The organism is Cyanobium sp. ATX 6E8 (assembly GCF_024346335.1).
Taxonomy (GTDB): domain Bacteria; phylum Cyanobacteriota; class Cyanobacteriia; order PCC-6307; family Cyanobiaceae; genus Cyanobium_A.
Map to the genome: position 1 here is coordinate 50,084 of NZ_JAGQCT010000005.1, position 22,286 is coordinate 72,369.

The 22,286-nt window shown below is 67.0% G+C and carries 17 protein-coding genes; 13 read left to right on the plus strand and 4 right to left on the minus strand.

All coding sequences use genetic code 11. From position 1 onward, the window contains the following. The first annotated feature begins 7 nt into the window (after positions 1–7). A complete protein-coding gene (locus KBY70_RS06125) occupies positions 8–1,123 on the plus strand; it encodes a tetratricopeptide repeat protein (protein ID WP_254987808.1) in 1,116 nt (371 codons plus the stop codon). Here KBY70_RS06125 and KBY70_RS06130 read toward each other — a convergent pair. After that, positions 1,112–2,536 (minus strand): sulfatase-like hydrolase/transferase, encoded by a 1,425-nt coding sequence (locus KBY70_RS06130; protein WP_254987809.1) that lies wholly within the window; start codon positions 2,534–2,536, stop codon positions 1,112–1,114. The two genes, KBY70_RS06125 and KBY70_RS06130, sit on opposite strands and share 12 nt — an antisense overlap. 63 nt (positions 2,537–2,599) lie before the next feature. Between KBY70_RS06130 and KBY70_RS06135 the strand changes: the two genes are divergently transcribed. From KBY70_RS06135 to KBY70_RS06155, 5 genes are read left to right on the plus strand one after another with little or no spacing between them, the layout of a single operon-like run. Next, entirely contained in the window at positions 2,600–4,294 is a 1,695-nt protein-coding gene (locus KBY70_RS06135; RefSeq protein ID WP_254987810.1) for a glycosyltransferase family 4 protein, read from the plus strand. A 23-nt stretch (positions 4,295–4,317) separates the two neighbouring features. After that, complete coding sequence (locus KBY70_RS06140) at positions 4,318–4,899, plus strand: hypothetical protein (protein WP_254987812.1); 582 nt, start codon at positions 4,318–4,320, stop codon at positions 4,897–4,899. Next, a complete protein-coding gene (locus KBY70_RS06145; RefSeq protein WP_254987813.1) occupies positions 4,899–5,978 on the plus strand; it encodes a glycosyltransferase in 1,080 nt (359 codons plus the stop codon). Before KBY70_RS06140 ends, KBY70_RS06145 begins: the two co-directional genes overlap by 1 nt. Beyond that, positions 5,978–7,207: an exo-alpha-sialidase gene (locus tag KBY70_RS06150; RefSeq protein ID WP_254987814.1), complete on the plus strand. Its 1,230-nt coding sequence runs from the start codon at positions 5,978–5,980 to the stop codon at positions 7,205–7,207. The genes KBY70_RS06145 and KBY70_RS06150 overlap by 1 nt, the downstream gene beginning before the upstream one ends. After that, complete coding sequence (locus tag KBY70_RS06155; protein ID WP_254987816.1) at positions 7,207–8,115, plus strand: hypothetical protein; 909 nt, start codon at positions 7,207–7,209, stop codon at positions 8,113–8,115. The genes KBY70_RS06150 and KBY70_RS06155 overlap by 1 nt, the downstream gene beginning before the upstream one ends. A 149-nt stretch (positions 8,116–8,264) precedes the next feature. On the opposite strand, the gene KBY70_RS06160 is transcribed toward KBY70_RS06155, so the two are convergent. Next, complete coding sequence (locus tag KBY70_RS06160) at positions 8,265–9,065, minus strand: sulfotransferase (RefSeq protein ID WP_254987817.1); 801 nt, start codon at positions 9,063–9,065, stop codon at positions 8,265–8,267. Positions 9,066–9,124: 59 nt separating this feature from the next. Between KBY70_RS06160 and KBY70_RS14475 the strand changes: the two genes are divergently transcribed. From KBY70_RS14475 to KBY70_RS06190, 6 genes are read left to right on the plus strand one after another with little or no spacing between them, the layout of a single operon-like run. Then, positions 9,125–11,626 (plus strand): glycosyltransferase, encoded by a 2,502-nt coding sequence (locus tag KBY70_RS14475; protein ID WP_254987818.1) that lies wholly within the window; start codon positions 9,125–9,127, stop codon positions 11,624–11,626. Then, a complete protein-coding gene (locus KBY70_RS06170) occupies positions 11,599–12,837 on the plus strand; it encodes a hypothetical protein (RefSeq protein ID WP_254987885.1) in 1,239 nt (412 codons plus the stop codon). Before KBY70_RS14475 ends, KBY70_RS06170 begins: the two co-directional genes overlap by 28 nt. Then, a complete protein-coding gene (locus KBY70_RS06175) occupies positions 12,834–13,994 on the plus strand; it encodes a glycosyltransferase family 4 protein (RefSeq protein WP_254987819.1) in 1,161 nt (386 codons plus the stop codon). The genes KBY70_RS06170 and KBY70_RS06175 overlap by 4 nt, the downstream gene beginning before the upstream one ends. A gap of 32 nt (positions 13,995–14,026) precedes the next feature. Next, a complete protein-coding gene (locus KBY70_RS06180) occupies positions 14,027–14,797 on the plus strand; it encodes an ABC transporter ATP-binding protein (RefSeq protein ID WP_254987820.1) in 771 nt (256 codons plus the stop codon). 38 nt (positions 14,798–14,835) lie between these two features. Beyond that, positions 14,836–15,612, plus strand: coding sequence for an ABC transporter permease (locus KBY70_RS06185; RefSeq protein WP_254987822.1), 777 nt, complete (start codon positions 14,836–14,838; stop codon positions 15,610–15,612). A 13-nt stretch (positions 15,613–15,625) separates the two neighbouring features. Next, positions 15,626–16,729: a glycosyltransferase family 4 protein gene (locus KBY70_RS06190; protein WP_254987823.1), complete on the plus strand. Its 1,104-nt coding sequence runs from the start codon at positions 15,626–15,628 to the stop codon at positions 16,727–16,729. Here the strand turns inward: KBY70_RS06190 and KBY70_RS06195 are convergent. Beyond that, positions 16,690–18,243: a glycosyltransferase gene (locus tag KBY70_RS06195; protein ID WP_254987881.1), complete on the minus strand. Its 1,554-nt coding sequence runs from the start codon at positions 18,241–18,243 to the stop codon at positions 16,690–16,692. The two genes, KBY70_RS06190 and KBY70_RS06195, sit on opposite strands and share 40 nt — an antisense overlap. A 32-nt stretch (positions 18,244–18,275) precedes the next feature. Next, positions 18,276–19,304, minus strand: coding sequence for a hypothetical protein (locus KBY70_RS06200; protein ID WP_254987824.1), 1,029 nt, complete (start codon positions 19,302–19,304; stop codon positions 18,276–18,278). A 41-nt stretch (positions 19,305–19,345) separates the two neighbouring features. Here KBY70_RS06200 and secA point away from each other — a divergent pair, with 41 nt between their 5' ends. Continuing rightward, on the plus strand, positions 19,346–22,132 hold the full coding sequence (gene secA / locus KBY70_RS06205; RefSeq protein ID WP_254987825.1) for a preprotein translocase subunit SecA: 2,787 nt from the start codon (positions 19,346–19,348) through the stop codon (positions 22,130–22,132). Positions 22,133–22,286: the final 154 nt, after the last annotated feature.

A 22,286-nucleotide genomic window follows, 5' to 3' on the forward strand; every position in this document is an offset into this window, starting at 1 on the left:
ATCGCTGATGGCCGGCTTTGCAGACCCACCCCAACACCAGCTGCTCGGTCTGTTTCAGGCGGGGCAGTATCGGGAGGTGTTGCAGCGGGCCCAGGCCCTCAATCTGCGTCTCGAGCAGGACCCCATCGCCGCCCAGATCGTGGCTGGCGCGTTGTTTCAGTTGGGTGAATTCGCCAAGGCGGCCCGCTTGCTCGAGCCCCACCAGGCTGCCCTGGGTGCTGATGGTTCCTATCTCTCGTTGTACGGAGCCACCTGCCGCCGCCTCGGCCAACTCAATTCAGCCAAAGATTTACTCAGCCGCGCCCTGGCCCTCGATCCCCAGGCCCCCCAGATCCGCAACAACTACGCCAATCTGCTGATCGACCTGGGCGAGCTCGCCGAGGCCCGGCGCCTGCTGGAGGGCTTGCTGGCGGAGGATCCCAGCTACGCCGATGCCCGCGCCAACCTCAACCGGCTGCAGTTTCGCGAGCAGCAGAGCGCCCCGGCCCTGGCGCCAAATGCCTCCACTACTGCCGCCGCGCCCGCCACGGCCCTGGCCAGTGCCCAGAGCTGGATGCCGCAAGATCCGCTGATGCTCGCCTTTGCGGAAGACGAAGTGCGACAGGCTGGAGCGGTGGCCTTCAGTAAGCCCGCCCCCAATTCAGCCGCAGCCCTGGCCCGCCAGCTGCCCGACCCCGACAAGGCTGCCGTGGCCGCCGATCAGCTCAAGCTGGCCGCCCAGGCGATCCAGGAAAACAACCCGGCCTTTGCCCTGCAGCTGGTGAGCCAGGCGGGCCTGGCGCTGGGCGCCCAGGCGGCGGTGTACGTGAATGCCGCCGATGCCTACATCCGTCTGCAGCGTTTCCACGAGGCCGAGATCTGCCTTCTGCATGCTCTGCAGCTCGGCGGCCCAGCCCTGCCCCACTACATCAACTTGATCACCCTGGCCAGCATGCGCGGCGACTGCGCCCTGGCCCGCCACTACATCGATGCCGCAGCAGCCATCGATCCCAAGCATCCCCAGCTGGCCCAGGTGCGCGAGCAGGTGCAGCGTCAAGAGGCGGGCCAGGGGTCTCGCTACAGCTTCGTTGCCCAGTGGGCGTTGCCCAACCTCACTCCTGCCCCGCCGGTTTCAGCGCCCTAGATCCCTCCACAGCCAGTGAGTGGCGGTTTGTTGGGCGCTCAGCCTGCTGCCCCAGCGCCGTAGCCGCCGCCAGGCGGGGCTGAAGCTCCAGCGGCTGGGTTGGCTGCTGATCACGTTGGTCTGTTCCTGCGGGTCGCGGCCGAGGTGCACGGCCCAGAGGGGCTGGCCGCGGCCATCCAGCGCCAGTTTGCGGGGCCCGCGCAGCAGCAGCAGCTCGCTGCCGAATTCCACCACCGCTCCCCGCTGGGTGGCGGCCCAGCGCTGCAGGGGCTGCATCGCGCCGCTCCCCGCCAGGCCCCGCAGGGCTTGAGCCAGCAGGCCGGTGAGCGCCAGGGGCGCGTTGCAAGCCTGGGGTTGGGCGGTGCCCCCGGGCGGGCGGTAGATCCACGGCACCCGCACCGCCCCCTCCAAAAAAGCGCCCTTGTAGAGCATGCCGGCGTCGCCCAGCAGCTCGCCGTGGTCGGCCGTCACCGCCACCGCCGTGCGCGTGGCGTCGCCGCGCTGGGCCAGGCCCTCCAGCAGCAGCGCCAGCTGGGCATCGAGCAGCTGCAGGTGATCGGCATAGTCGGCCCGGCAGGCCGAGATTTGATCGCCCGTGATTTGGCCGGCCCAGCTCGCCTGGCTCTGGCGCAGTTCACAGCCCGCCGGCAGCTGCCCGATCCAGCCGGGGGTGGGGGTGGGCGCTGGCAGGCCGTCCGCCCGGTTGCGCCCGTGCCAGGGCGCCGGCGTGTCGAAGGGTTCATGGGGGCCCACAAAGCTCACCCACAGCAACCAGGGCCGATCGCTGGGCATGGCCGCCAGCTGCTCCAGGCCCCGCTGGGCGATCCAGATGTCGGGATAGAGCGCCAGCGGCAGCACACTCGGCCGCACCGCCCAGGCCGCCGGGCTTCTGCCGGCCCCGTAGCGCGCCTCCAGGTCCGCCCGTTGCTGCTCCAGCACGCCGGCCGCCTGCCAGGCCTCGGTGAGGGCGCAGCTGAGCCGCCGCAGGGCCCGCGGGCCCGCCACTTCGGTCATCTGGTCAAACCCCAGCGCCGCCATCAGGGGCTGGTCGTCGCGCAGATCCCGGGGGCTGCCGTGGCTGGTCCAGTGGGTTTTGCCCACCAGGGTCGTGTGCCAGCCCTGCTGCTGCAGCTCGCGCACCAGCGAGGGGGCGTCGGCCGGCAGGGTCACGGAGGTGTTGCGGGTCACCCCCAGCTGGCTGGGCATCAGCCCCGTGAGCCAGCTCAGCCGCGCCGGCACGCAGTGGGGGCTGCTGGTGTAGCAGCGCCGGGCCGTGAACCCCTGTTGCGCCAGGCCCTCCAGGGCCGGCAGCTCCAGCACCGGCGCCCAGGGATCGCCCCAGTCGCCGCGCCACTGGTCAAACGTGACCAGCAGCAGGTTGGCGGGGCTGGCGGCGGGGGCGGGGCGGGCCATGGCTGCTGGCGGATGCTCTGGGAAGCTTGACCGGTGCAGGCCCCCCGTGCTCAACCCGATTCCATGCAGCCCGCGGCGCAGCTGGGGGTGCTCTATGCCGCAGACGCCTACGCCAATGCCCAGCGCAAGATGGGCCGCCAGCAGGCCGAGGTGGGGCTGCTGGGCGCCCTGATCGATGCCTGTTCCGGCCCCGCCTTCACCATCGCTGCCACCCGAAAGGAGGATCTCAGCGGCCTCCAGCAGGAGCTGCGCCGCCGCCGCCCCCCGTTGCCACTGCACCTCTGGCCGCTCGACAAGCTCGATCGCCTCACCGGCGTGGATGGCCTGTTTGTGGCCGACCCCAACCTGGCTCGTTGGGCCGAGCTGCGCCAGTGGCATGCAGGCGGCTCGGCGGCATGGAGCCTGATCGGCCTCACCCACACCCTCTCCAGCCTGGGCGCCTTGGAGGCCCTGCGGCGCTTTCCAGCCGCCCCCCTCCAGCCCTGGGATGCCCTGATCTGCACCAGTCGCTGTGCCCGCGAAGCGGTGCACCAGGTGCTCCAGCAGGAAGCCGAAACCCTGGCCCGTCGCTTTGGTGGTCAGCTCCATGCCTGGCGCGGACCCCAGCTGCCGGTGATTCCCCTGGGCTGCGATGTGGAGCATTTGGCGTCGCTGCGCCGGCAGCGCCCCGCTGCACGGGCCGCCCTGCAGATTCCGGCGGAGCAGCCTGTGCTCCTGTTTGTTGGACGTTTGGACTTTCACGTCAAAGCTCACCCTGGTGTGTTGCTGCAGGCCCTGGCCCGGGTGGCCCAGCGGCGGGCGGCCCAGCAACCCACCGGCTGGCCGCCCTGCTTGCTCGTGCTCGGCACGGCCCGGAGCAAGGCCACCCAACGGGCCTGGCAGCAGGCCCAGGCCCACTTCAAGCCGTGGTTTGAGCTGCGGCTCCTGGATGGTGGCGATGCGGTGTTGAGCGATCAGGCCTGGGCGGCAGCCGATGTGTTTGTGTCGCTGGCCGACAGCCTCCAGGAAACCTTCGGGCTCACGCCCGTGGAGGCCATGGCCTGTGGCTTGCCGGTGATTGCCTCCGATTGGAATGGCTATCGCGACACGGTGGTGCACGGCTCCACGGGGATGCTGATTCCAACCAGCCAGCCAGGCCCCGATGCCGCCCATCACCTCGCCGATCTCAGCTTGAGGCGGCTCAGCTACGACGTAGCCATGGCTACAGCGATGCGGCAGGTGGTGGTGGCAGAAGAGCCGTTGGTGGCGGCGCTCGAGCAGCTGCTGGCCGATGGCGCGCTGCGCCGCCGCATGGGTGAAGCGGGCCAAACCCGGGCCCGTGCGCTCTACAGCTGGGAGCAGGTGGTGGGCCAGATCCATGCTCTGGTTGCCGAGCTCAGCGCCCTGCGCCGAGCGGCCCCGGCTGCTGCTGAGCGGCTGCCGCCTTCGCCTTGGCGTCAGTTCGCCAGTTGGTCCACCCAGTGGCACCAGTGGCACGGTGCGTTGCGAATTGACCCCCAGCGCTTGCTGCAGCGGCTCGATGCGATGGAAACGCTGCGGATTTACAGCAGCCTCTCGGCTGCGGCGGAGCCCGCGCTGCAGCTGCCGGCCCTCGGCCCGTTGAGCCTGCACCTGCGCCAGCTGTGTCAGGGGCGCAGCGATCCCTTCAGCCTCGCCCCATCAGCGTTGGCGCAACGCTTACCTGCACATTCAGCGGCCGATCTGCAGCACGCCCTCGCCTGGCTTGCCAAGATCGGCGCATTGGAGTTGCCGGTGTGATCATCACTCCGCACCTAGCATGGGTGCACCTGCCCAAAACCGCCGGCACCACCACCGATCAGCTGTTTGTGGCCAGCGGGGTGCCGTTGCTCTGGCACGACGACCAAGCCAGCCCGGTGAAGCATCTCCCCCCGGCCGATCACCCCGCCCGGGCCGCGTTGCCCCTGGCGGGCCGCCAGCCCGTGGCCAATTTCCGGCGCCTGCCGAGTTGGTTGCTGAGCAACGTCCAGCACAAGCGCAAACTCATGGGTTTGGAGGTGGATCTGGCCCCGATGCGCCGTGGCTTGTTTTGGCGTGAGCGCCAGCAGGAGTGGTTGCCGGCCGATTGGTGGCTGGAGCGCTTCGGCATCAACGACCGCTGGACTCTGTTGCGGGTGGAGCAGCTCAAGGCCGATTTCCTGGCCTGCCTGGCCCGCCATGAGCCGATTGGCCGCCGGGCCCGCTGGCGCGTGAGGCTGGTTGCGGCGCGCAATCGCAACCGCTACACCCGGGATCTGGCGCAGTGGTTCAGCCCGTCCGATCTCCAGGCCGCCTATGCCGACAATCCCCGCTGGGCTGCCTTGGAGCGGCAGCTCTACGGCTCCTTGCTGCAGGTTGAGCCGTGATGGTGGCGCCGTTGCCCCGCTATTGGCTGGCCCTCCATCCCGATCTGGAGCGGCCGATCGGTGGCGTCAAGCAGATGCACCGCTTCGCCGAGGCCCTCACCGCCTGCGGGCGTCAAGCCACCGTGATCCAGGAGCAGGCCGGCTTTCATCCCGGCTGGTTCCGCAGCGCGGTGGCCACCATCGGCCTCAAGCAGTGGCGCCAGCAGGCGTGGCGCAGCGCGGTGGAGCTCTCGCCCGAGCGCGATGTGGTGGTGCTGCCGGAAACCTTCCTCAATGTGTTTGAGCGCTACGCCCCCGGCCTGCCCAAGCTGATCTTCAACCAAAACGGCGCCTACAGCTTCGGTACAGGCAAACCCAAAGACGCCCCCGATCCCGCTGAGGTGCTGCGCCTCTACCGCCATCCCGAGCTGCTGCATGTGCTGTGCGTGTCGGAGCACGACGAGCGGCTGCTGGCCCAGGGCTTTGGCCTGGGCCGGGAGCGGGTGAGTCGCCTGGTGAATGCCATCGAACCCGAGTTGTTTCGCCCCGGCGGCGGCCCCAAGCGGCGTCAGATCGCCTACATGCCCCGCAAAAACGGCCGTGATGCGGCAGTGGTGGCGGCCCTGCTCCAGGCCCAGCCCTGGTGGCCCGGCTGGCAGCTGGTGCCGATCCACAAGCAGCCCCAGGCCGAGGTCGCCCGCATCCTGCAGGAGAGCCTCGTGTTTCTGGCCTTTGGCCATCCCGAGGGCTTTGGTTTGCCCCTGGCGGAAGCGCTGGCCTGTGGTTGCGCCCTGGTGGGGTATTCGGGCCTCGGCGGCCGCGAGCTGCTGGCCCTTGGTGCCGAGCACGGCGTGGCCTTGGAGGTCGCCTACGGCGATTGGTTTGGCTTTGTGGAGGCCGTGGCGGCCTTCAATCGCTCGCTGCAGAACCATCAGCCCGAGGTGCTGGCCGCCCTGCTGAGCAGCTCCAAGGCGGTGCGCAGCCGCTACAGCCCCTACGCCCTGCAGGCCAGCGTGGCCGCCGCTCTGCCCCAGTGGGAGGCCCGTTTGCGGGATCGGCTTCCTGCTGATCTCATGGGTGGCGTCGCGTTCGCTGGCTGATGTTTTCACCTGCCACCAGTGCCCTGGATCTCGCCACGGAGGCCGCCTGGGGCCGGCTGGTGCGCACGCCGCTCGATCCCGGTGTGTGGGCCCTGCTGGAGCCCGCCGGCCCCCAAAACCACGCCCCCCAGCTCTGCTGGCTGGGGCCGGAGCTCCTGGCCTGTGTGTGGATGGCCGGCGGCCAGGAGGGCACCGCCGGCATGGGGATTTACTTGTCGCTCCTGGCCGCCGGCTCCGGCAGCTGGAGTGAGCCCCAGCTGGTGTCGCAGGATCCCGAGCGCTCCGAGCAGAATCCGCTGCTCTATGTGGCCGGCGGCCGGCTGCACCTGGTGCACACCGCCCAGCGCTCCCGCTCCCTCGATGAGCCCTTCTGGGAGGCGGGCAGCAGCTTTTCGATGCAGTGGACCGCCCAGCTGCGCCACCAGAGCCTGCCCCTGGAGGGCCTTGATCCTGCGGATCCAGCCAGCTGGGGCCCAGATGCCTGGAGCCGCGCCAGCGATTTGATCGATGAGCCCGCCTTCTGCCGTCACCCGCCCCTGCAGCGCCCCGATGGCCGCTGGCTCTTGCCCATCTACCGCAGCCTCGAAACCGGCGGCGCCTTCGGCCACGATTATTCCCAGGTGCTGCTGCTGGAGGCCGATGGCGCGCTCGTCGCAGCTGGCGAGCATCTGTTTGCCGTCCCCGAGAGCACCGGCCGGGTGCATGGTTCGATCGTGCTGGCCGCCGATGGGTTAAGCCTGCTGCAGTTTTTCCGCTCTCGCCTGGCCGACCGCATTTATGTGTCCCGCTCCAGCCTTGAGGGCGAGCAGTGGAGCGAGCCCGAGCCCACCCAGCTGCCCAACAACAACAGCTCAATCCAGGCCGTGCGCTTGGCCAGCGGCCGGCTGGCGATGATCTACAACCGCTTCTGCTTCGAGCCCGATCCAGCCGCACCCCAGGCCTGGGGTGACGCCAACTGGCCCCGCACCCGCTGGCCCCTCGCGATCGCCCTCTCCGGCGACGACGGCCAAGCCTGGCCCTGGATCCGCGACATCGACACCGGTTTTGGCTTCTGCGGCACCGCCAACTGGAGCCTGAACGGTCAGCTCGCCTACCCCACCCTCCTGGAGGGGCAGCCCGGTGAGCTGCACATCGCCTATTCCTGGGCGGGCCGCGCGGCGATTCGCTACCTCTGCCTGGAGGAGGACGAGATTCTCGGGATTGTGCCTGCCGGCCCGGGGGAGGCCTGATGGCTCCCGAAACCCCGGGCTCGGTGCTGTTGCTCAGCCTGGATTCCTGCCGCTACGACACGCTTCTGGCCGCCCACCGCGCCGGCACCATCCCCCACCTCGCCGCCATCGGGCCCCTGCACCGTGCCCTGGCCCCCAGCTACTTCACCTACGGCAGCCATGCCGCCTTCTGGATGGGCTTCACCCCGGGGGTAGTGGGCAGCAGCGAGCCCTGGCTCAACCCCAAGGCGGGCAAATTGTTCCGCATGGCCTTTGCCGGACATGCAGGCCGTGATGGTGAGGAGAGCTTCCGCCTGGACGGCGCCAACCTGATCGAGGGTTTTCGCCGACAGGGCTACCGCACCCTCGGCAGTGGCGCCGTGGAGTGGTTCAACACCGCCAGCGCCACCGGTGCTGTGCTGGCCGAGCCCTTTGAGCGCTTCCACTTCGCCGGCAACACCTGGAGCCTGGAGGCGCAGCTGGCCTGGATCGAGGCGGAGCTGGCCGCAACGCCGGCCGAGCAGCCGGTGTTTCTGTTTCTCAATGTGGGCGAAACCCACGTGCCCTACTGGCATGCGGGCGCCCCCTGGGAGCGTTGGCCCAGCCCCTGCGTGCCCTTCGGCGGGGCCGAGTGCTCCGCTAGCGAGAGTCGGTGCCGCCAGCGGGCCTGCCTGGAATGGGTGGATGGCCAGCTCGGGCCGCTGCTGGCGCGTTTTGCCGGCGGCACGATCCTGGCCTGCGCCGACCACGGCGATTGCTGGGGAGAAGACGGCCTCTGGGAGCACGGCATCAGCCATCCCGCCACCCTCACCGTGCCCCTGCTGCTGCGGGTGCGGGGCCAGCCCGTGGCGGGTCAGTCGGACGGGCGGCGCGACCGCGTGCGGCGGGCCTGGGCCCGCCTGCGGCAACGGTGTTCCCTCGGGTGGTGAGGCCCAACGCTCACGTCCGGGGTGGGGCATTGAAACCCATGCTGTCCTGAATCTGTACAAGCTGTACAGATTCAGGACAGCATGGGAAAGAGAGCTCCCCTCTGATCGCCCGGGCCCGGGAGTGCCAGTCAGGGTCCTCGATCTCGGGGTCAGTCCCAGTGGACGCCGTAGCGCTCGGCCATGGCGGCGATGGTGGGGGTGAGCTGCCGCCGGAGCTGGGCGCGCACCGCTTCAGGCACCGCCGCCGCTTCCCCCCGGCCGGCATTGGCCTGCTCCAGGGGTGCTGGAAGGGCTACCGCCGCCAGCCCCAAGAAGGACTGGATCTGGTGCCAGCAGGCCTCGGTGGCGCCAAACAGATCCTCACTGCGTAGCACCAACAGCTGCTGCGGCGGAAATAGTGCCTCGTAGCGGGCCAGTTGGAGCTCGTAGCGGCTGCGGCTCACGTAGCTGTGTTTCTGGTGGCTGTAGTCGCTGCTCCCCGGTGCCGCCAGTCGGGCAGAGGCGCCCTCCAGCCGTTCCTGTTCGGCCGCCAGGGCTGCCTCCAGCTCCAGCGGCTCGAAGCCATGGCGCCGGGCATGAAAAAACTGGGACAAGGCCCGCTCCACCGGGTTGCGCAGCAGCACGATCAGCCGCGCCCGCGGCACCACGGCGCGGATCCGCTGCGGCGCGCGCGGATGGAACAGGTAGTAGGGGCTGATGTCGCCGCGCAGCTGCCCGGCTCGGGCTGCGGCGTAGTGCGCCGCGTACCACCCCAACGGCTCCTGGTCGTGCAGGGAGAAGTAGTGCACCTCCTTGCAGGACGGCAGAAACACCTGGGGGTGCTGGGCCAGCAAGCGGTGCAGGCTGGTGGTGCCGCCCTTCTGGGTTCCGAGCCCCAGGAAGTGGGGCAGGGGCTGCGGGGAGCGCAGTCCTAGGCGCCGTTTGAGGTTGAGGGGGAGCAGCTGGGCCACGCCAATGGGGGGCAATCAGGAGTTGGGGCCTAGGGTCGGGACCTGCCCGATGTCAGCCGGTGTCAACACCCGCTCCCCTGATTCTGCTGGTGGGCATGCACCGCAGTGGCACCTCGCTGCTGGGCTCGCTGTTGCAGGCGCTGGGGGTGGAGCTTCCCGGGCAACTGATCGGCGCCGATCTGCACAACCCCGAGGGTTACTTCGAATGGCAGGAGCTCGTGGCGCTGCAGGAGCGGTTGCTGATTGATCTGGATCGTTGGTGGCCCTCCGCCAACGGTTGCCTGGCGCTCCCCGAGGGCTGGTTGCAGCATCCCGCCACAGCTGCCGTGCGCGAGCAGCTGTTGGCCCTGCTGCGTCCCCAGCGCCACCGCCACAGCGCCCCCTGGGCCATCAAGGACCCCCGCACCAGCCGCCTGCTGCCCCTCTGGCTGGATGTGGCCGCCGAGCTGGAGATTCCCCTGCGCCTGCTGCTAGCGGTGCGTGATCCCGCCGAGGTGGCCCGCTCGCTGATCCGCCGCGATGGGCCGATCACCGGGATGGATCTGGCCCGTGCCCAGCAGCTCTGGTGGCGCCACAGCTTGGAGCCCCTGCATGCGGCACCAGCGGATCTGCCCTTGGCAGTGGTTGAATTCGATGCCTGGTTTCGCGAGCCTGAGGTTCAGCTTGAGCGGCTGTTGGCAGTGCTGCCGGAGCTGCGGCCCGGCGCTGAACAACGGCGGCAGGCCCTTGCCCTGATCCGCCCCGAACATCGGCGCAGCTTCTCGTCCCCAGTGCCGCTGATGCTCCATCGCCGGGTTCGCCGTCTGCACCGGGCCCTGCTCACCCCAGGTTGTCGCCGTTGGCCGGCCGCCGATCCTCCCCCGGCCTTGGTTGGCGGTGGCGCAGTGGTGCCGACGCCCCAGAATCTCGCCGCCGATCCCATCGCCTGGCCTGGCTGGCTACAGACCTGGTGCCACCACCCCGCACCCCGCTATCCCAGTGTGGCCACCCTCGCGCCCAAGGCGCTGATCAGCCTTTGTGGTGTGCCGCTCACCAGCTGGCAAGCGCACCTGTGGCTTCAACAGCTGCCCATCCCACAGCTGGGTGGTGTCCAGCTGCCCGATCCAAGCCCCGACCCCCACAACCTGCTGCTCGCCTTCCCCGCGGCTGCGGCCGGTGAGGGTGGTTTGGAGCGAATCGCCATCAACCTTGAGGTGCCGCCCCCGGAGCGTGCCCAGCACTGGCTGGACCATTTGCGGCACCAGCAAGTGATCTGGGACCCCTACCTCCCACGGGTGTGCTTGCTGAGGGCCCTAGGGCTGCCGGCCTACTGGCTCGATCCAGCGGCAGCCCCCAACGGCTGGCTACATCAGCCTGCTGCTGCCCACAGGAGCTCGTGGGCAGCCGAGCTTGGCTTTGCCCCGCCCACGGCCACCTCCGCTGCAGCAGCTGCGGTGATTGTGCTGGGGCCTGCTGGCCCTGCTTGGGATCAATCCCTGGCCCAGGAGAGTGCTGACCCCGCGGCTGCCCCTGCCCCAGCCATCGACTACCGGCCAGGCTGGCCCGAGCTGATCGTTACCACCGCCGCCGCGGCCCTCGCCCAGGCCGGCTGGCTGGCGGCCGCTGCGGCCCGCGCCGCAGCCCTGGTGTGGATGGAGCGGGAGCTGGATCCCGCCCTGGCGGTGCTGGCGGCATCGCCGGCCCGGCTGCTGCAGCAGGAGCCGCCGCTCACCCCGGCCGACCTGCGGGCCGAGCTGGCTGGCCAGCCGCTGCAGGCCCTGGCCGAGGAGCGCCCTTCGCCCCCCGCCGAAACCCTGTTCAGCTGGCAGCTGCCGGAGGCCCCCCGGGCCGCCGTGGTGGTGAGCCTGTTCAACTACGCCGATCGCATCAGTGCCGCCCTCAACAGCGCGGCCAGCCAGCGCCAGCGGCAGCTGGAATTGATCGTGGTCGACGATGCCTCCACGGATGGGGGTACCGCGGTGGTGGAGGCCTGGATGCAGGCCCTCTTGGCGGCTGGTGACCATCCCTTTGTGCGGCTGCAGTTGCTGCGCCACAGCCGCAATGCCGGCCTGGCGGCAGCCCGCAACACGGCTTTTGCGGCCGCGCAGGCTCCTTGGTGCTTCGTGCTCGATGCCGACAACGCCCTCTACCCCGATGCCGTGGCGGCCTGCCTGGCTTTGGCTGAGGGCGGCATCGACCGCCTGGCCGTGGTGCATCCGCTGTTGGCCGTGGAGGCCGAGCCGGGCCGGCCGGATGAGCAACGCAGCCTGGTGATCACAGCCGCCTGGCAGCAGCAGCGGCTGCTGCGGGAGAACACGGTGGATGCGATGGCTTTGGTGCGCCGCTCCGCCTGGCAGGCCGTGGGTGGCTACACCCACATCGAGGGCGGCTGGGAGGACTACGACTTCTGGTGCAAGCTGATCGCCGCCGGTTACCACGGGGTGCAGTGCCCGCGGTTGCTGGCGGTGTACCGCAGCCATGGCAGCTCCATGAGCCAAACGGTGACCAACCGCAGCTGGCGGGCCCTGTCCCGCACCCTGCAGCAGCGTCATCCTTGGCTGGAGTTGCCCTTGGCGCGATGAAGGTGCGGGCCACCCTCCATCGCTTGGTGCGCAGCCAGGATCCCCGCCTCAGCCAGCGGCGGCTGCTGGCGGCCACCCTGGCCGCCCTGGTACGCCAGCGGCGTCGCGGCCTGGTGCTGGCGGCGCCAATGCTCGCCAGGTTGCCGGCAACGGGCCGCGCCAAGCTCGACCTCTGGCGGGCCGTGGCGCGGGCCCTGGCCGGCGGGCCGCCATCGCCGCTGCCTCCCCAGGCGCTGCAGGCCACCCAGGCCTACCGCGAGGCCCGGGCGCGGCTGGATCAGGCCCTCTGGTCGCCCTACGGCCGCGGCCGCAACTATGAGCAACTGCTGGCCCGCCTCCGCCAGCGGTCGCCGGATCGGGTGCTGCTGTTCCACCACCACGACTCCAGGGGCCTGCTGCCCCGCAGCTGGATCCAGGCCCTGCTGGCCTGTCAGCGGGCCGGCTGGCAGGTGGTGTGTTCCAGCAGCCGTCTGCAGGTCGAGCGGGCCGCCGAGCTGGAGGGCCAGGGGGTGTGGCTCGCCGAACGCACCAACCTCGGCCTCTGCCTTGGCGCCTACAAGGATCTGAGCTTGCTGTTGCTGCAGGATCCCTCCGTGGTGGCGGGGTTGCGCTCGCTGGTGCTCTGCAACGACAGCACCCTGCCCCTGGCGGCAGATCAGGCTCTGCTCAGCCAATTGGCGGCCTGGGATCAGGCCGGCCAGGCCAGCGAGGCTCCCCTGCTGGCCAGCCTCACCGATTCCGCCGAACGGGGCTCATATCATCTGCAGTCCTATCTGCTCCACGCCAATGCCGCGCTGCTGCAGCACGCCGCCTGGCTGCGCTTCTGGCTGGGTTTTTCACCCTTTGGCAGCAAGGACGAGCTGATTGACACCGGTGAGATCGGCCTGTCCCAGGCCCTGCTGGCCGCCGACGTGGCCCTGCGGCCGGCCTATCCCCTGGTGGCCGGGCTGCTCGACGATCCCGCCATGGGCGAGGAGCTGCAGCGCTACGGCATCGGTTGCCCCCATGAGGCCAATCCCAGCCTGTTTGCCTGGCAGAGCCTGTTGGCGCGCGGTTTCCCGCTGGTAAAGAAGCATGTGCTTTTTAACCCGCGTGACAACCAACCCCAGCCACTCGAGCTCGCCGCCCTCAGCCGCTGGATCTCCCCGGAGCGCCGTGCCCTGCTGGCGGCCGATCTGCAGGAGCTGTTTGTGAGCCGCTACGCCCCGTGACGCTCCAGCTCCTGCGCGAGTGGCCCCCGGGCTACGGCGGCGTGGAGCGGGTGGCCCATGAGCTGGCGGTGCATTGGCAGCAGCAGGGCCAGCCGGCCACCGTGTTCAGCTTGGTGGGGCAGGCGTGGGCTGGGGAGGTTGCCGCGGCTGGGGCGGTTGCCGCAGCAGATCCACTGCCGGTGCCCTATTCGCGCATGCCATTGCCTCGCCTGGCCCTGGGCCGGGTGCTGCTGCCCCTGCCTAGCCGCGCCCTCTGGCGGCTGCTCAGCTCCCCCCAGCCGTTGCATGCCCACCTGCCCTGCCCGGGGGTGCTGCTGCTGGTGCTGCTGGCCCGGCTGCTGCGGCCCCGCCGCCAGCTGAGCGTGCATTGGCATGCCTTTTTGCAGGTGCAGCCCACACCGGCGGGCCTGCTGGTGGGCCTCTACCAGCAGCTGGCCCTGGCGCTGGTGCAGCACCTGCCCCGGGTGATCACAACGTCACCGGTGCTGGCGGCGGAGCTGGAGCGCTGCGGTTGCAGGCCAGCCCGGCTGCAGGTGCTGCCCTGTTGCCTCGATGCCCAACTGGAGGCGGCCGCCTTGGCCCTGCCGCCCCGGCCGGCTGCTGCGGCCATCCCAGCCGCTCCCCTGCAGGTGCTGTTCATCGGCCGACTCGACAGTTACAAGCGGGTCGACTGGTTGATGGATGCCCTGGCCAGCCTGCAAGCTCCTTGGCGCCTTGATGTGGTGGGGGATGGCCCCCGCCGGCCCCAGCTGGAGCGGCTGGCCCAGGCCGGGCCGGTGCGGTTCTGGGGGCGGCTAGATGAGGCCGCCAAGCTAGAGCGTCTAGCCGCAGCCCAGGTGTTGGTGTTGCCCGCTGATCGCTGCAATGAAGCCTTCGGGATCGTGCAGCTTGAGGCTATGGCCGCCGGCATTCCTTCCCTGGCCTTTCGCCTGCCCCGTTCCGGCATGGCCTGGGTCTCCGAGCTGCCCGGGCTGGCCTGGTTGGAAGCCCCCTCTGACTTGGCCGCGGTACTGCAGCGCCTGGCCGCCGAGCCTGCCTGGAGGGCCTCTCTGGGCCGCCAGGCCCGGGACCGCTACCGGCAGCTGTTTGCCCGGCAGGTGTGGCAGCGCCAGTTGATTGGGTTAGCTGGTGGGGGTGCGTCTCCAGGCCGGCGTTAACCTCATCGGGCCATGCTCGCTTGGCTGCCTGCTTGCCCCAGCCCCTTTCATCCCCTGAGCGGCCTCCGGTGCTTGAGCTGCACGGGGTGCGTTTGGACATTCCGGTGCTCACCACCGAAACCCGCAGTCTCAAATCCACCCTGATCCGTTCGGTTACCGGTGGCAAACTGCGGCGTCGCGGCGGTGGTGCCGTCATCACGGCACTCCAGGATGTCTCCTGCACAGTTCGGGAAGGTGAGCGGGTAGCCCTGATCGGCCACAACGGAGCAGGCAAGAGCACCTTCCTGCGGCTGATCTCCGGGATCTATCAGCACACCGCCGGTCACTTTGAGGCGCGGACGCGGGTATTCCCCATGATCCACAAGAGTTTCATCACCAGCCCAGAGCTCAGTGGCCTGCAGGCCATCAAGGCCCACTATCTGCTGGTGAACGGCAACTTGCGTGGATTTGAACCGTTTTGCGCTGATGTGATTGAGTTTTCGGGGTTGGGAGATTTCGTGCACCTGCCGATGAAAACCTATAGCCAGGGCATGGCAGCCCGGTTGCTGTTTGCCGTGCTGACCGCCGGCAGCCACGACTGCCTCGCCATGGATGAGGGCTTTGGTGCCGGCGATAGCAGTTTCTATGACAAGGCTCAGCAGCGCCTGCACGATTTCCTCGCCACCACCGGCACCCTGCTGTTGGCCTCCCACTCCGACGAGTTGCTGCGTCGGTTCTGTCAGCGGGGCCTGGTGTTTGAGGAAGGGCAGATCGTGTTTGACGGGCCGCTCGATGCAGCTCTGGCCTATTACCACCGCAGCTGATGGTCACTTCTTCCCTGTCATCCGCGTCCCCGGCCTCGGTGCGTCGCACTCTCGCGGAAGCCTGGTCGATGCGGCGCGTCTGGTGGTTCACCGCCACGGCCCGCACCCGGGCTCGCTTCGTGCGCACGTTCTTCGGCAGCTTCTGGCTCGGCCTGTCCAATCTCTTCTCCATCGCCGCCCTGGCGTTGGTGTATGGCACCGTGTTCAAAGTCCAAGACTTTGACACCTACGTGGTGTATCTCGGTCTCGGCCTGGTGGTGTGGAACAGCATCAGCTCGGCCATTGCTTCGGCGCCCAACCTGTTTGAGCACAACCATTCCCATGTGCACAACACCAATCTCAATCCAATCTTCTACACCTTGGAGGAGTGGGCCTTCCAGCTGCAAACATTCACCCAATCTTTTTTGCTGGTGGTGTTGGCTTTGAGCTGGTTTCAGCACAACCTGCTGCTCAATCTCCTGCTGCATGGCTGGCTGCCGCTGCTCAATTTGGGCCTGTTCATCTATTGGCTGCCGGTGATCGTTTGCTTGTTGGGTGCGCGCTTCCGGGATGTCTACCAGTTGGTGCCGATCCTGCTGCAACTCGTTTTCTTGTTGTCGCCGATTCTCTACCAGAAGACAAGCCTGGGGTCGATGGCCTGGACGGCCGACCTCAACCCCCTCTATCGCATCCTCAGCCCACTGCGGCACACCTTGATGGTGGGGGAGGTGCAATGGGCGCTGGGTGTGGTGTTGCTGGCTATCAACCTGGTGGGCATTTGGGTGGCGCTCAAGCTGCTCAACCGCGAACGGCCCTCCCTGCCGTTCTTGATCTGACTCGGAGCCTGATGTGGCCCAGCTGATCAACCTGCTCTCCTGGCTGCCTGGCCACTCAGGCTTCGGTAGCTATGTGCAGCGGGTGGTGCCCGGCCTCCCCGGCCTGCGCCTGCAGCTCGACGCCGCTGGCCATGGTGTGCTGGTTGATCCGGAGATCTGGTCGCCGGCCCCCCCTCCCCAGGCGCCTCGTCAGCCGATGGCGCTGCTGCAGCGCTATGGCCTAGTTCAGCACGGTCTGTCCCTTCCCAGCCTGCTGGCCCAGAGAGATTTGGCGGTTGAGCAGCTTGAGGTCATCTATTCACCCTTCTTCGAGGCTCTGCTCGGTTGGCCCCAGGTGCCGCAGTTGATCACTTGCCACGACCTCACGCCCCTGGTGCTTCCCAACAGCCGTAAGGCCTGGTTGCGCTATCGCCTCTGGCAGCCGCGCCATCTCCGCTGCGCCACCAGGGTTCTGGCGATCAGCCGCTACGTGGCCGACCAGTTGCTGGACTTCGGTGTGGCCGCTGACCGTATTGCTGTGGTGCCCAATGGGATTGAGGTTGTGCGTGAGCGCATCAGCGCTCCGGCCAGTGAAGATCTCTTGGTGCTCGCCCGGCACGACGCCAACAAGAACCTGCCGGCGCTGCTGCAGGCTCTGGCCGGTGTGCAGCGGCGGCTGCCCGATTGGCGTGGCTTCGTGCGCATTGTTGGTCGCGGTGGGCGGCAGAGCCTGCTGCTGCGGCGCCTCTGGGGGCAGTTGCCCCGCCCTGAGCAGGTGCATTGGATCCCGTCTTGTGCGCCCCAGGAGCTGGTGCAGCATCTGCGCCAGAGCTTGGCCTTGATCTCATCCAGCGTTGAGGAGGGGTTCGACTACCCCGTGTTGGAAGCGAAGGCGGAAGGATTGCCCACCTTGATCAGTGAGATTCCGGTGCACCGGGAGTTTCACGAGGGGAGCTCGCTGTTCTTTCCCCCACACGATGACGGCTCCGTGCTGGCCACTCATCTGCAGCAGCTGCGCCGGGATCAGCGTGCCTGGCAGCATCTAGCGGAGGCGGGCTATCACTTGGCCCAGCAGATGAGTGTGGCCGCCCAGGTGGCTCAGATCCGGGAGCTGATGGTGGATGTGGCTTCCCCTTGAGGGCCCATGGCCAGCTCGGTGTGGATGACGCGGCTGATCGAGGCCTGGAACGCGGCATCGATGGTTTGCTGCAGCTGCCGGTAGCGGCGGATGCGTTGCTGGCGCAGCTCATCGAGCCACAGGCTTTGCTGCTGGGAGTGCAGGTGGCCGGGGCGTCCCTCCAGGGCCTCCCGCCGTTGGCGCTCCATCCGGCCCACCACCAACCGCATGGCACTGGCCCAGTCGCTGGTTTCCAGCGTGCTGCACAGCAGCACATGCTGTTCGAAATCATTCATCTGCTGGATCTCCCGGTGCGATTCCGAGGGGCTGGCGATCACCGGCAGGCCCAGGCAGGCGGCATCGAGCACGGGGATCCCAAAGCCCTCCACCAGGGAGGGGCTCACCACCGCCAGGGCGTTGAGAAACAGCTGGCGCTTGGTGGCTTCATCCACATAACCCGTGAGCAGCACGTCGGGATGGCTGTTCACCAAGCCCTTCACCTTGGCGCTGTAGCGATCGGCTTTCAGTTTGCCGGTGATGCACAGCTTGATGCCTTGGCGCTCAACCCCCGACTCAATAAACGCATTCAGCACAAACAGCAGGTTTTTGCGGGGCTCCACCGAGGAGTTGAACAGCAGATAGCGGCAGGGTTGGAGCGGTTGCAGCCGCCGCTGCCCTTCGCTGTACAGCGAAAGTTCAGGAGTCCGGGCTTCCCAGTCGCAGGCATCGGCGGGAAACGCCAGTGACGGGGATTGAGTCACCACGCCACTGGCATGCGGTTTGGTGTGAGTTGGTTGCAGGATGACTGTTTCGTATTTGTGGCGGGTGGATTCCGATACAAACAAGCGGCCAGCATCGGCGCAGGCACGCAACCGGCGGGAGAAGCCGATTACGTGATCACTCGTTTGTGCATATTCAAGCGGAATTAGATCGTGGATGCTCTGCACCAGGAATCGAACATTTTGAACGTTTATGTTTAGTGGGCAGGTGGTGATCACCCCGTCAAAGCCCTGGAGATCAAGTTGCAATACATGGCCTGCACGCTGTTGGGCCAAGCGAAACGAGTGCACATAAATATTTCGTGCACAGATCAGGCCATCAACGTGCTTGAGAAAGCCAAGCCGCTCGCTCTGTAGATACGGATTGTCGAAGATTTGCTGAACCGGCAACACTTTGAGGTTGCGTTGATCAAAGCGTCGCTTGGGGAAGAGTGTTCCGGTTAGCTCCTCGGCCAGGGTTCGTAGCTTTTTCAGGGCTTTATATAGTGGGATCCGTCTTAGAAATTCGTGTTGGTTTTGGGTGGCGAAGTCTGCTTGCTTCCCGCTGTTCAGGCTTTCCAGTACGCGCGCTGAGACAATCATGTTTTTGGTGTTGCTGGGCAGCCCACTGGCGCGCACGTCCGCCATGGTGGGATCAAATTGGGTCAGCAGCCACACCTCGGCCCCAGCTCGGCGCAGGGCCCCGAGCACCCCTTTGCTATATACAGCGATGCCGCGGTGTTCGCTTTGCTCCAGATCGATTGCGGTCACAAGCACGCGCAAGCCTTCTAGTCCGCGGGCCTGCATGCTCATTGCTGGCCCTCCGAGCGGACAAATGCCGCTGGACTGCGCTCCAACAGTGCTTTGAGCCGGAGTCGCTCTTCCTGGAGATCTTCGATTGCCCGGGCATCCTGGCGGAGCCTTTGCAGCTCCATCTCCAGGGCCAAGTGGTGTTCATCAAGCTGCGCATGACGCTGCTGAATCAGCCCACGCAGTTGCAGGCTTTCACTCTGCTGCTGGTCTAGCAATCGCCGCAGTTGCTCGGTGCTGGCCTGGGCTAGATAGTTGTGATAGCGCGATCGCAGCCGCAGTAGATCTTCGCTGTTGGCGGCTTGATCTGGGTCATGTTCTCTGGTGCTTTCGGCTTCGTGGATGGCGTGGGCCTCTGCGCAGAGCCACACCTGTTTGCCGAGGTGCTGCTGCACATCGAGGCAGAGCTCCACGTCTTCCCCACAAACGCGATACTGCTCATTGAGGGGCTGGTTTAGGGCATCGGCCCTCCGAATCCATTGCAGCGCTCCGGTCACCGCCGCTACAGGACCCGTGACCGCCACGGTCGGTTGGTCGGCCGGCACTAGCTGATCGAGGATGTGGTAGGCCGAACCTCTGGCATCAAAGTTGATGCCGGCATGGCTGAGCGTCCCTGATTCCGTGCGCAGTACTGCTCCAACCAGTCCAATCTCCGATCGGCTCTCCAAGGTTTCGACCCCAGCATTGACGCATTGGGGATCGAGGATCAAATCATCGTTGGCGATCATCACCAGATCGGCATTGGACTTTTGAATTAGTCCGTTGATGTTGCTGGCAAAGTGATAAGGAATATGTTGGGCAATATGAAAATCGTAGCGACTAGTATTGGTTATGCAGCGCTCTTCTTCAGCCGATCCATTCCAAGAGCACAGGACCTCCGTTTGCAGAGGATCTAGGCTGCAGGCTTGATTCAGAGAATCCAAAAACCTGTTCAACAGCCGTGCTGTGCGGGAAACCACAAGGATCGATAGGCGCATCAAAACTGAAGACATTGGCTTGAGTGTATCAATCCAAGTAGGGGTGGCCATGGCCCTCAGTAGGCTGGCCCCAGCACTGATCGGCCCCTTCCATGCTCAAGCTCCTGCTGGGTGATCCCAATGCCCGCAAGCTGAAGCGCTACCAGCCGATCGTTTCCGATATCAACCTGCTGGAAGAGGAGATCGCCCCCCTCTCCGACGACGAGCTGCGCGGCCTCACCGGCGAATTCCGCCAGAAGCTGGAGCAGGTGGCCGGCAATGCCACCAAGGAGCGGGCCCTGCTCGATGAGCTACTGCCCCAGGCCTTCGCCGTGGTGCGCGAAGCGGGCAAGCGGGTGCTGGGCATGCGCCACTTCGATGTGCAGCTGATCGGCGGCATGGTGCTGCACGACGGCCAGATCGCCGAAATGAAAACTGGCGAGGGCAAAACTCTCGTGGCCACCCTGCCCGCCTACCTCAACGCCCTCACCGGCCGCGGCGTGCATGTGGTGACGGTGAACGACTACCTGGCGCGCCGCGACGCCGAGTGGATGGGCCAGGTGCACCGCTTCCTGGGCCTTTCGGTGGGCCTGATCCAGCAGGAGATGGACCCGGCCACCCGCCGCGCCAACTACGCCTGCGACATCACCTACGCCACCAACAGCGAGCTGGGTTTCGACTACCTGCGCGACAACATGGCGAGTGATATCGCCGAGGTGGTGCAGCGCGCGCCCAACTTCTGCGTGATCGACGAGGTGGACTCGATCCTGGTGGATGAGGCCCGCACGCCGCTGATCATCTCCGGCCAGATCGAGCGCCCTCAGGAGAAATACCGCCGCGCCGCCGAGGTGGCTGACGCTCTGGAGCGCGCCGCCGAGATGGGCAAAGACGGCATCGATCCCGAGGGCGACTACGAAGTTGACGAGAAGCAGCGCAACGTCACCCTCACCGACGAGGGCTATGCCAAGGCCGAGGCGATGCTGGGCGTGAGCGACCTGTTCAACCCCGACGACCCCTGGGCCCACTTCATCACCAACGCCCTCAAGGCCAAGGAGCTGTTCACCAAAGACGTCAACTACATCGTGCGCAGCGGCGATGCGGTGATCGTGGATGAGTTCACCGGCCGGGTGATGCCGGGCCGCCGCTGGAGCGATGGGTTGCACCAGGCGATCGAGGCCAAAGAGCAGCTGGAGATCCAACCTGAAACCCAAACGCTCGCCTCGATCACCTACCAAAACTTCTTCCTGCTCTACCCGCGCCTGGCCGGCATGACCGGCACCGCCAAAACTGAGGAGGTGGAATTCGAGAAAACCTACAAGCTCGAAGTCACGATCGTGCCCACCAACCGGGTGCGCTCCCGGGCCGACTGGACCGATCAGGTGTACAAAACCGAAACCGCCAAATGGCGTGCCGTGGCCCTGGAAACCGCCGAGGTGCACCAGAGCGGCCGGCCGGTGCTGGTGGGCACCACCAGCGTGGAGAAATCGGAGTTGCTCAGTGCTCTACTGGCCGAGCAGGAGATTCCCCACAACCTGCTCAACGCCAAGCCGGAAAACGTGGAGCGGGAGGCCGAGATCGTGGCCCAGGCGGGCCGCGCGGGTGCCGTCACCATCGCCACCAACATGGCCGGCCGCGGCACCGACATCATCCTCGGCGGCAACAGCGATTACATGGCGCGCCTCAAGCTGCGCGAGATCCTGCTGCCCAAGCTGGTGCGGCCCGAAAACGAGCACCGCCCCATTCCCTCGGCCAAGGCCAGCCGCGACGCCCGCGCCCTCGGCAGCCTCTACCCCTGCACCCTCACTGAAGCCACTGAGCAGGCCCTCAGCCAGTTGGCCAAAGCCCTCGTGGCGGCCTGGGGCGACCGCAGCCTCACCCTGCTGGAGCTCGACGATCGCATCGCCCAGGCGGCCGAAAAAGCCCCCACCGACGACCCCCAGATCCAGGCCCTGCGCGACTGCATCGCCCAGGTGAAGGACGAATACGACGCCGTGGTGAAGCAAAACGAGCAGCAGGTGCGCGAGGCCGGTGGTCTGCACGTGATCGGCACCGAGCGCCACGAATCCCGCCGCGTCGACAACCAATTGCGCGGCCGCGCCGGCCGCCAGGGCGACCCCGGCTCCACCCGCTTCTTCCTCTCGCTGGAAGACAACCTGCTGCGCATCTTCGGTGGCGACCGCGTCGCCGGGCTGATGAATGCCTTCCGGGTGGAGGAAGACATGCCGATCGAATCGGGCATGCTCACCCGCTCGCTGGAGGGGGCTCAGAAGAAGGTGGAAACGTACTACTACGACATCCGCAAGCAGGTGTTCGAATACGACGAGGTGATGAACAACCAGCGCAAGGCTGTCTACACCGAGCGCCGTCGCGTGCTCGAGGGCCGCGAGCTCAAGGCCCAGGTAATTGGCTACGGCGAGCGCACGGTGGACGACATCGTGGAGGCCTATGTCAACCCCGAGTTACCCCCCGAGGAGTGGGACCTCACCCGTCTGGTGGACAAAACCAAGGAGTTCATCTACCTGCTGGAAGACCTCACCCCGGATCAGCTCCAAGGGCTGGGGGTGGAGGAGCTCAAGGCCTTCCTGCAGGAGCAGTTGCGCAACGCCTACGACATCAAAGAGGGCCAGATCGAGCAGCAGCGGCCCGGGCTGATGCGCGAAGCCGAGCGCTACTTCATCCTTCAGCAGATCGACACCCTCTGGCGCGAGCACCTGCAGGCGATGGATGCCCTGCGCGAATCGGTGGGTCTGCGCGGCTACGGCCAGAAGGATCCACTGATCGAATACAAAAACGAGGGCTACGATATGTTCCTCGAGATGATGACCCAGATGCGCCGCAACGTGATCTACTCGATGTTCATGTTCCAGCCGGCACCGGCGCCCCAGGGGGCGACGGCCTGAGCTGGGCCCCAAGTGGGTCGCTCGGTTACCAGAGCAGGCGGAAGGGAAACGCCTGCAGGGCTGGATTCAGGCTCACGAGGGTGTGATGCTCCAGCTCGGCCTGCGCTGCCAGCGGCGATTAAAGGGATCGCGTTGGGGCACTCCATAGGCGCCA

Excerpts from the sequence above, each read along its gene's own strand:
- KBY70_RS06125 (WP_254987808.1), top strand. The coding sequence starts at position 8 with ATGGCCGGCTTTGCAGACCCACCCCAACACCAGCTGCTCGGTCTGTTT.
- KBY70_RS06130 (WP_254987809.1), bottom strand. The coding sequence starts at position 2,536 with ATGGCCCGCCCCGCCCCCGCCGCCAGCCCCGCCAACCTGCTGCTGGTC.
- KBY70_RS06135 (WP_254987810.1), top strand. The coding sequence starts at position 2,600 with ATGCAGCCCGCGGCGCAGCTGGGGGTGCTCTATGCCGCAGACGCCTAC.
- KBY70_RS06145 (WP_254987813.1), top strand. The coding sequence starts at position 4,899 with ATGGTGGCGCCGTTGCCCCGCTATTGGCTGGCCCTCCATCCCGATCTG.
- KBY70_RS06150 (WP_254987814.1), top strand. The coding sequence starts at position 5,978 with ATGTTTTCACCTGCCACCAGTGCCCTGGATCTCGCCACGGAGGCCGCC.
- KBY70_RS06155 (WP_254987816.1), top strand. The coding sequence starts at position 7,207 with ATGGCTCCCGAAACCCCGGGCTCGGTGCTGTTGCTCAGCCTGGATTCC.
- KBY70_RS06200 (WP_254987824.1), bottom strand. The coding sequence starts at position 19,304 with ATGGCCACCCCTACTTGGATTGATACACTCAAGCCAATGTCTTCAGTT.
- secA (WP_254987825.1), top strand. The coding sequence starts at position 19,346 with ATGCTCAAGCTCCTGCTGGGTGATCCCAATGCCCGCAAGCTGAAGCGC.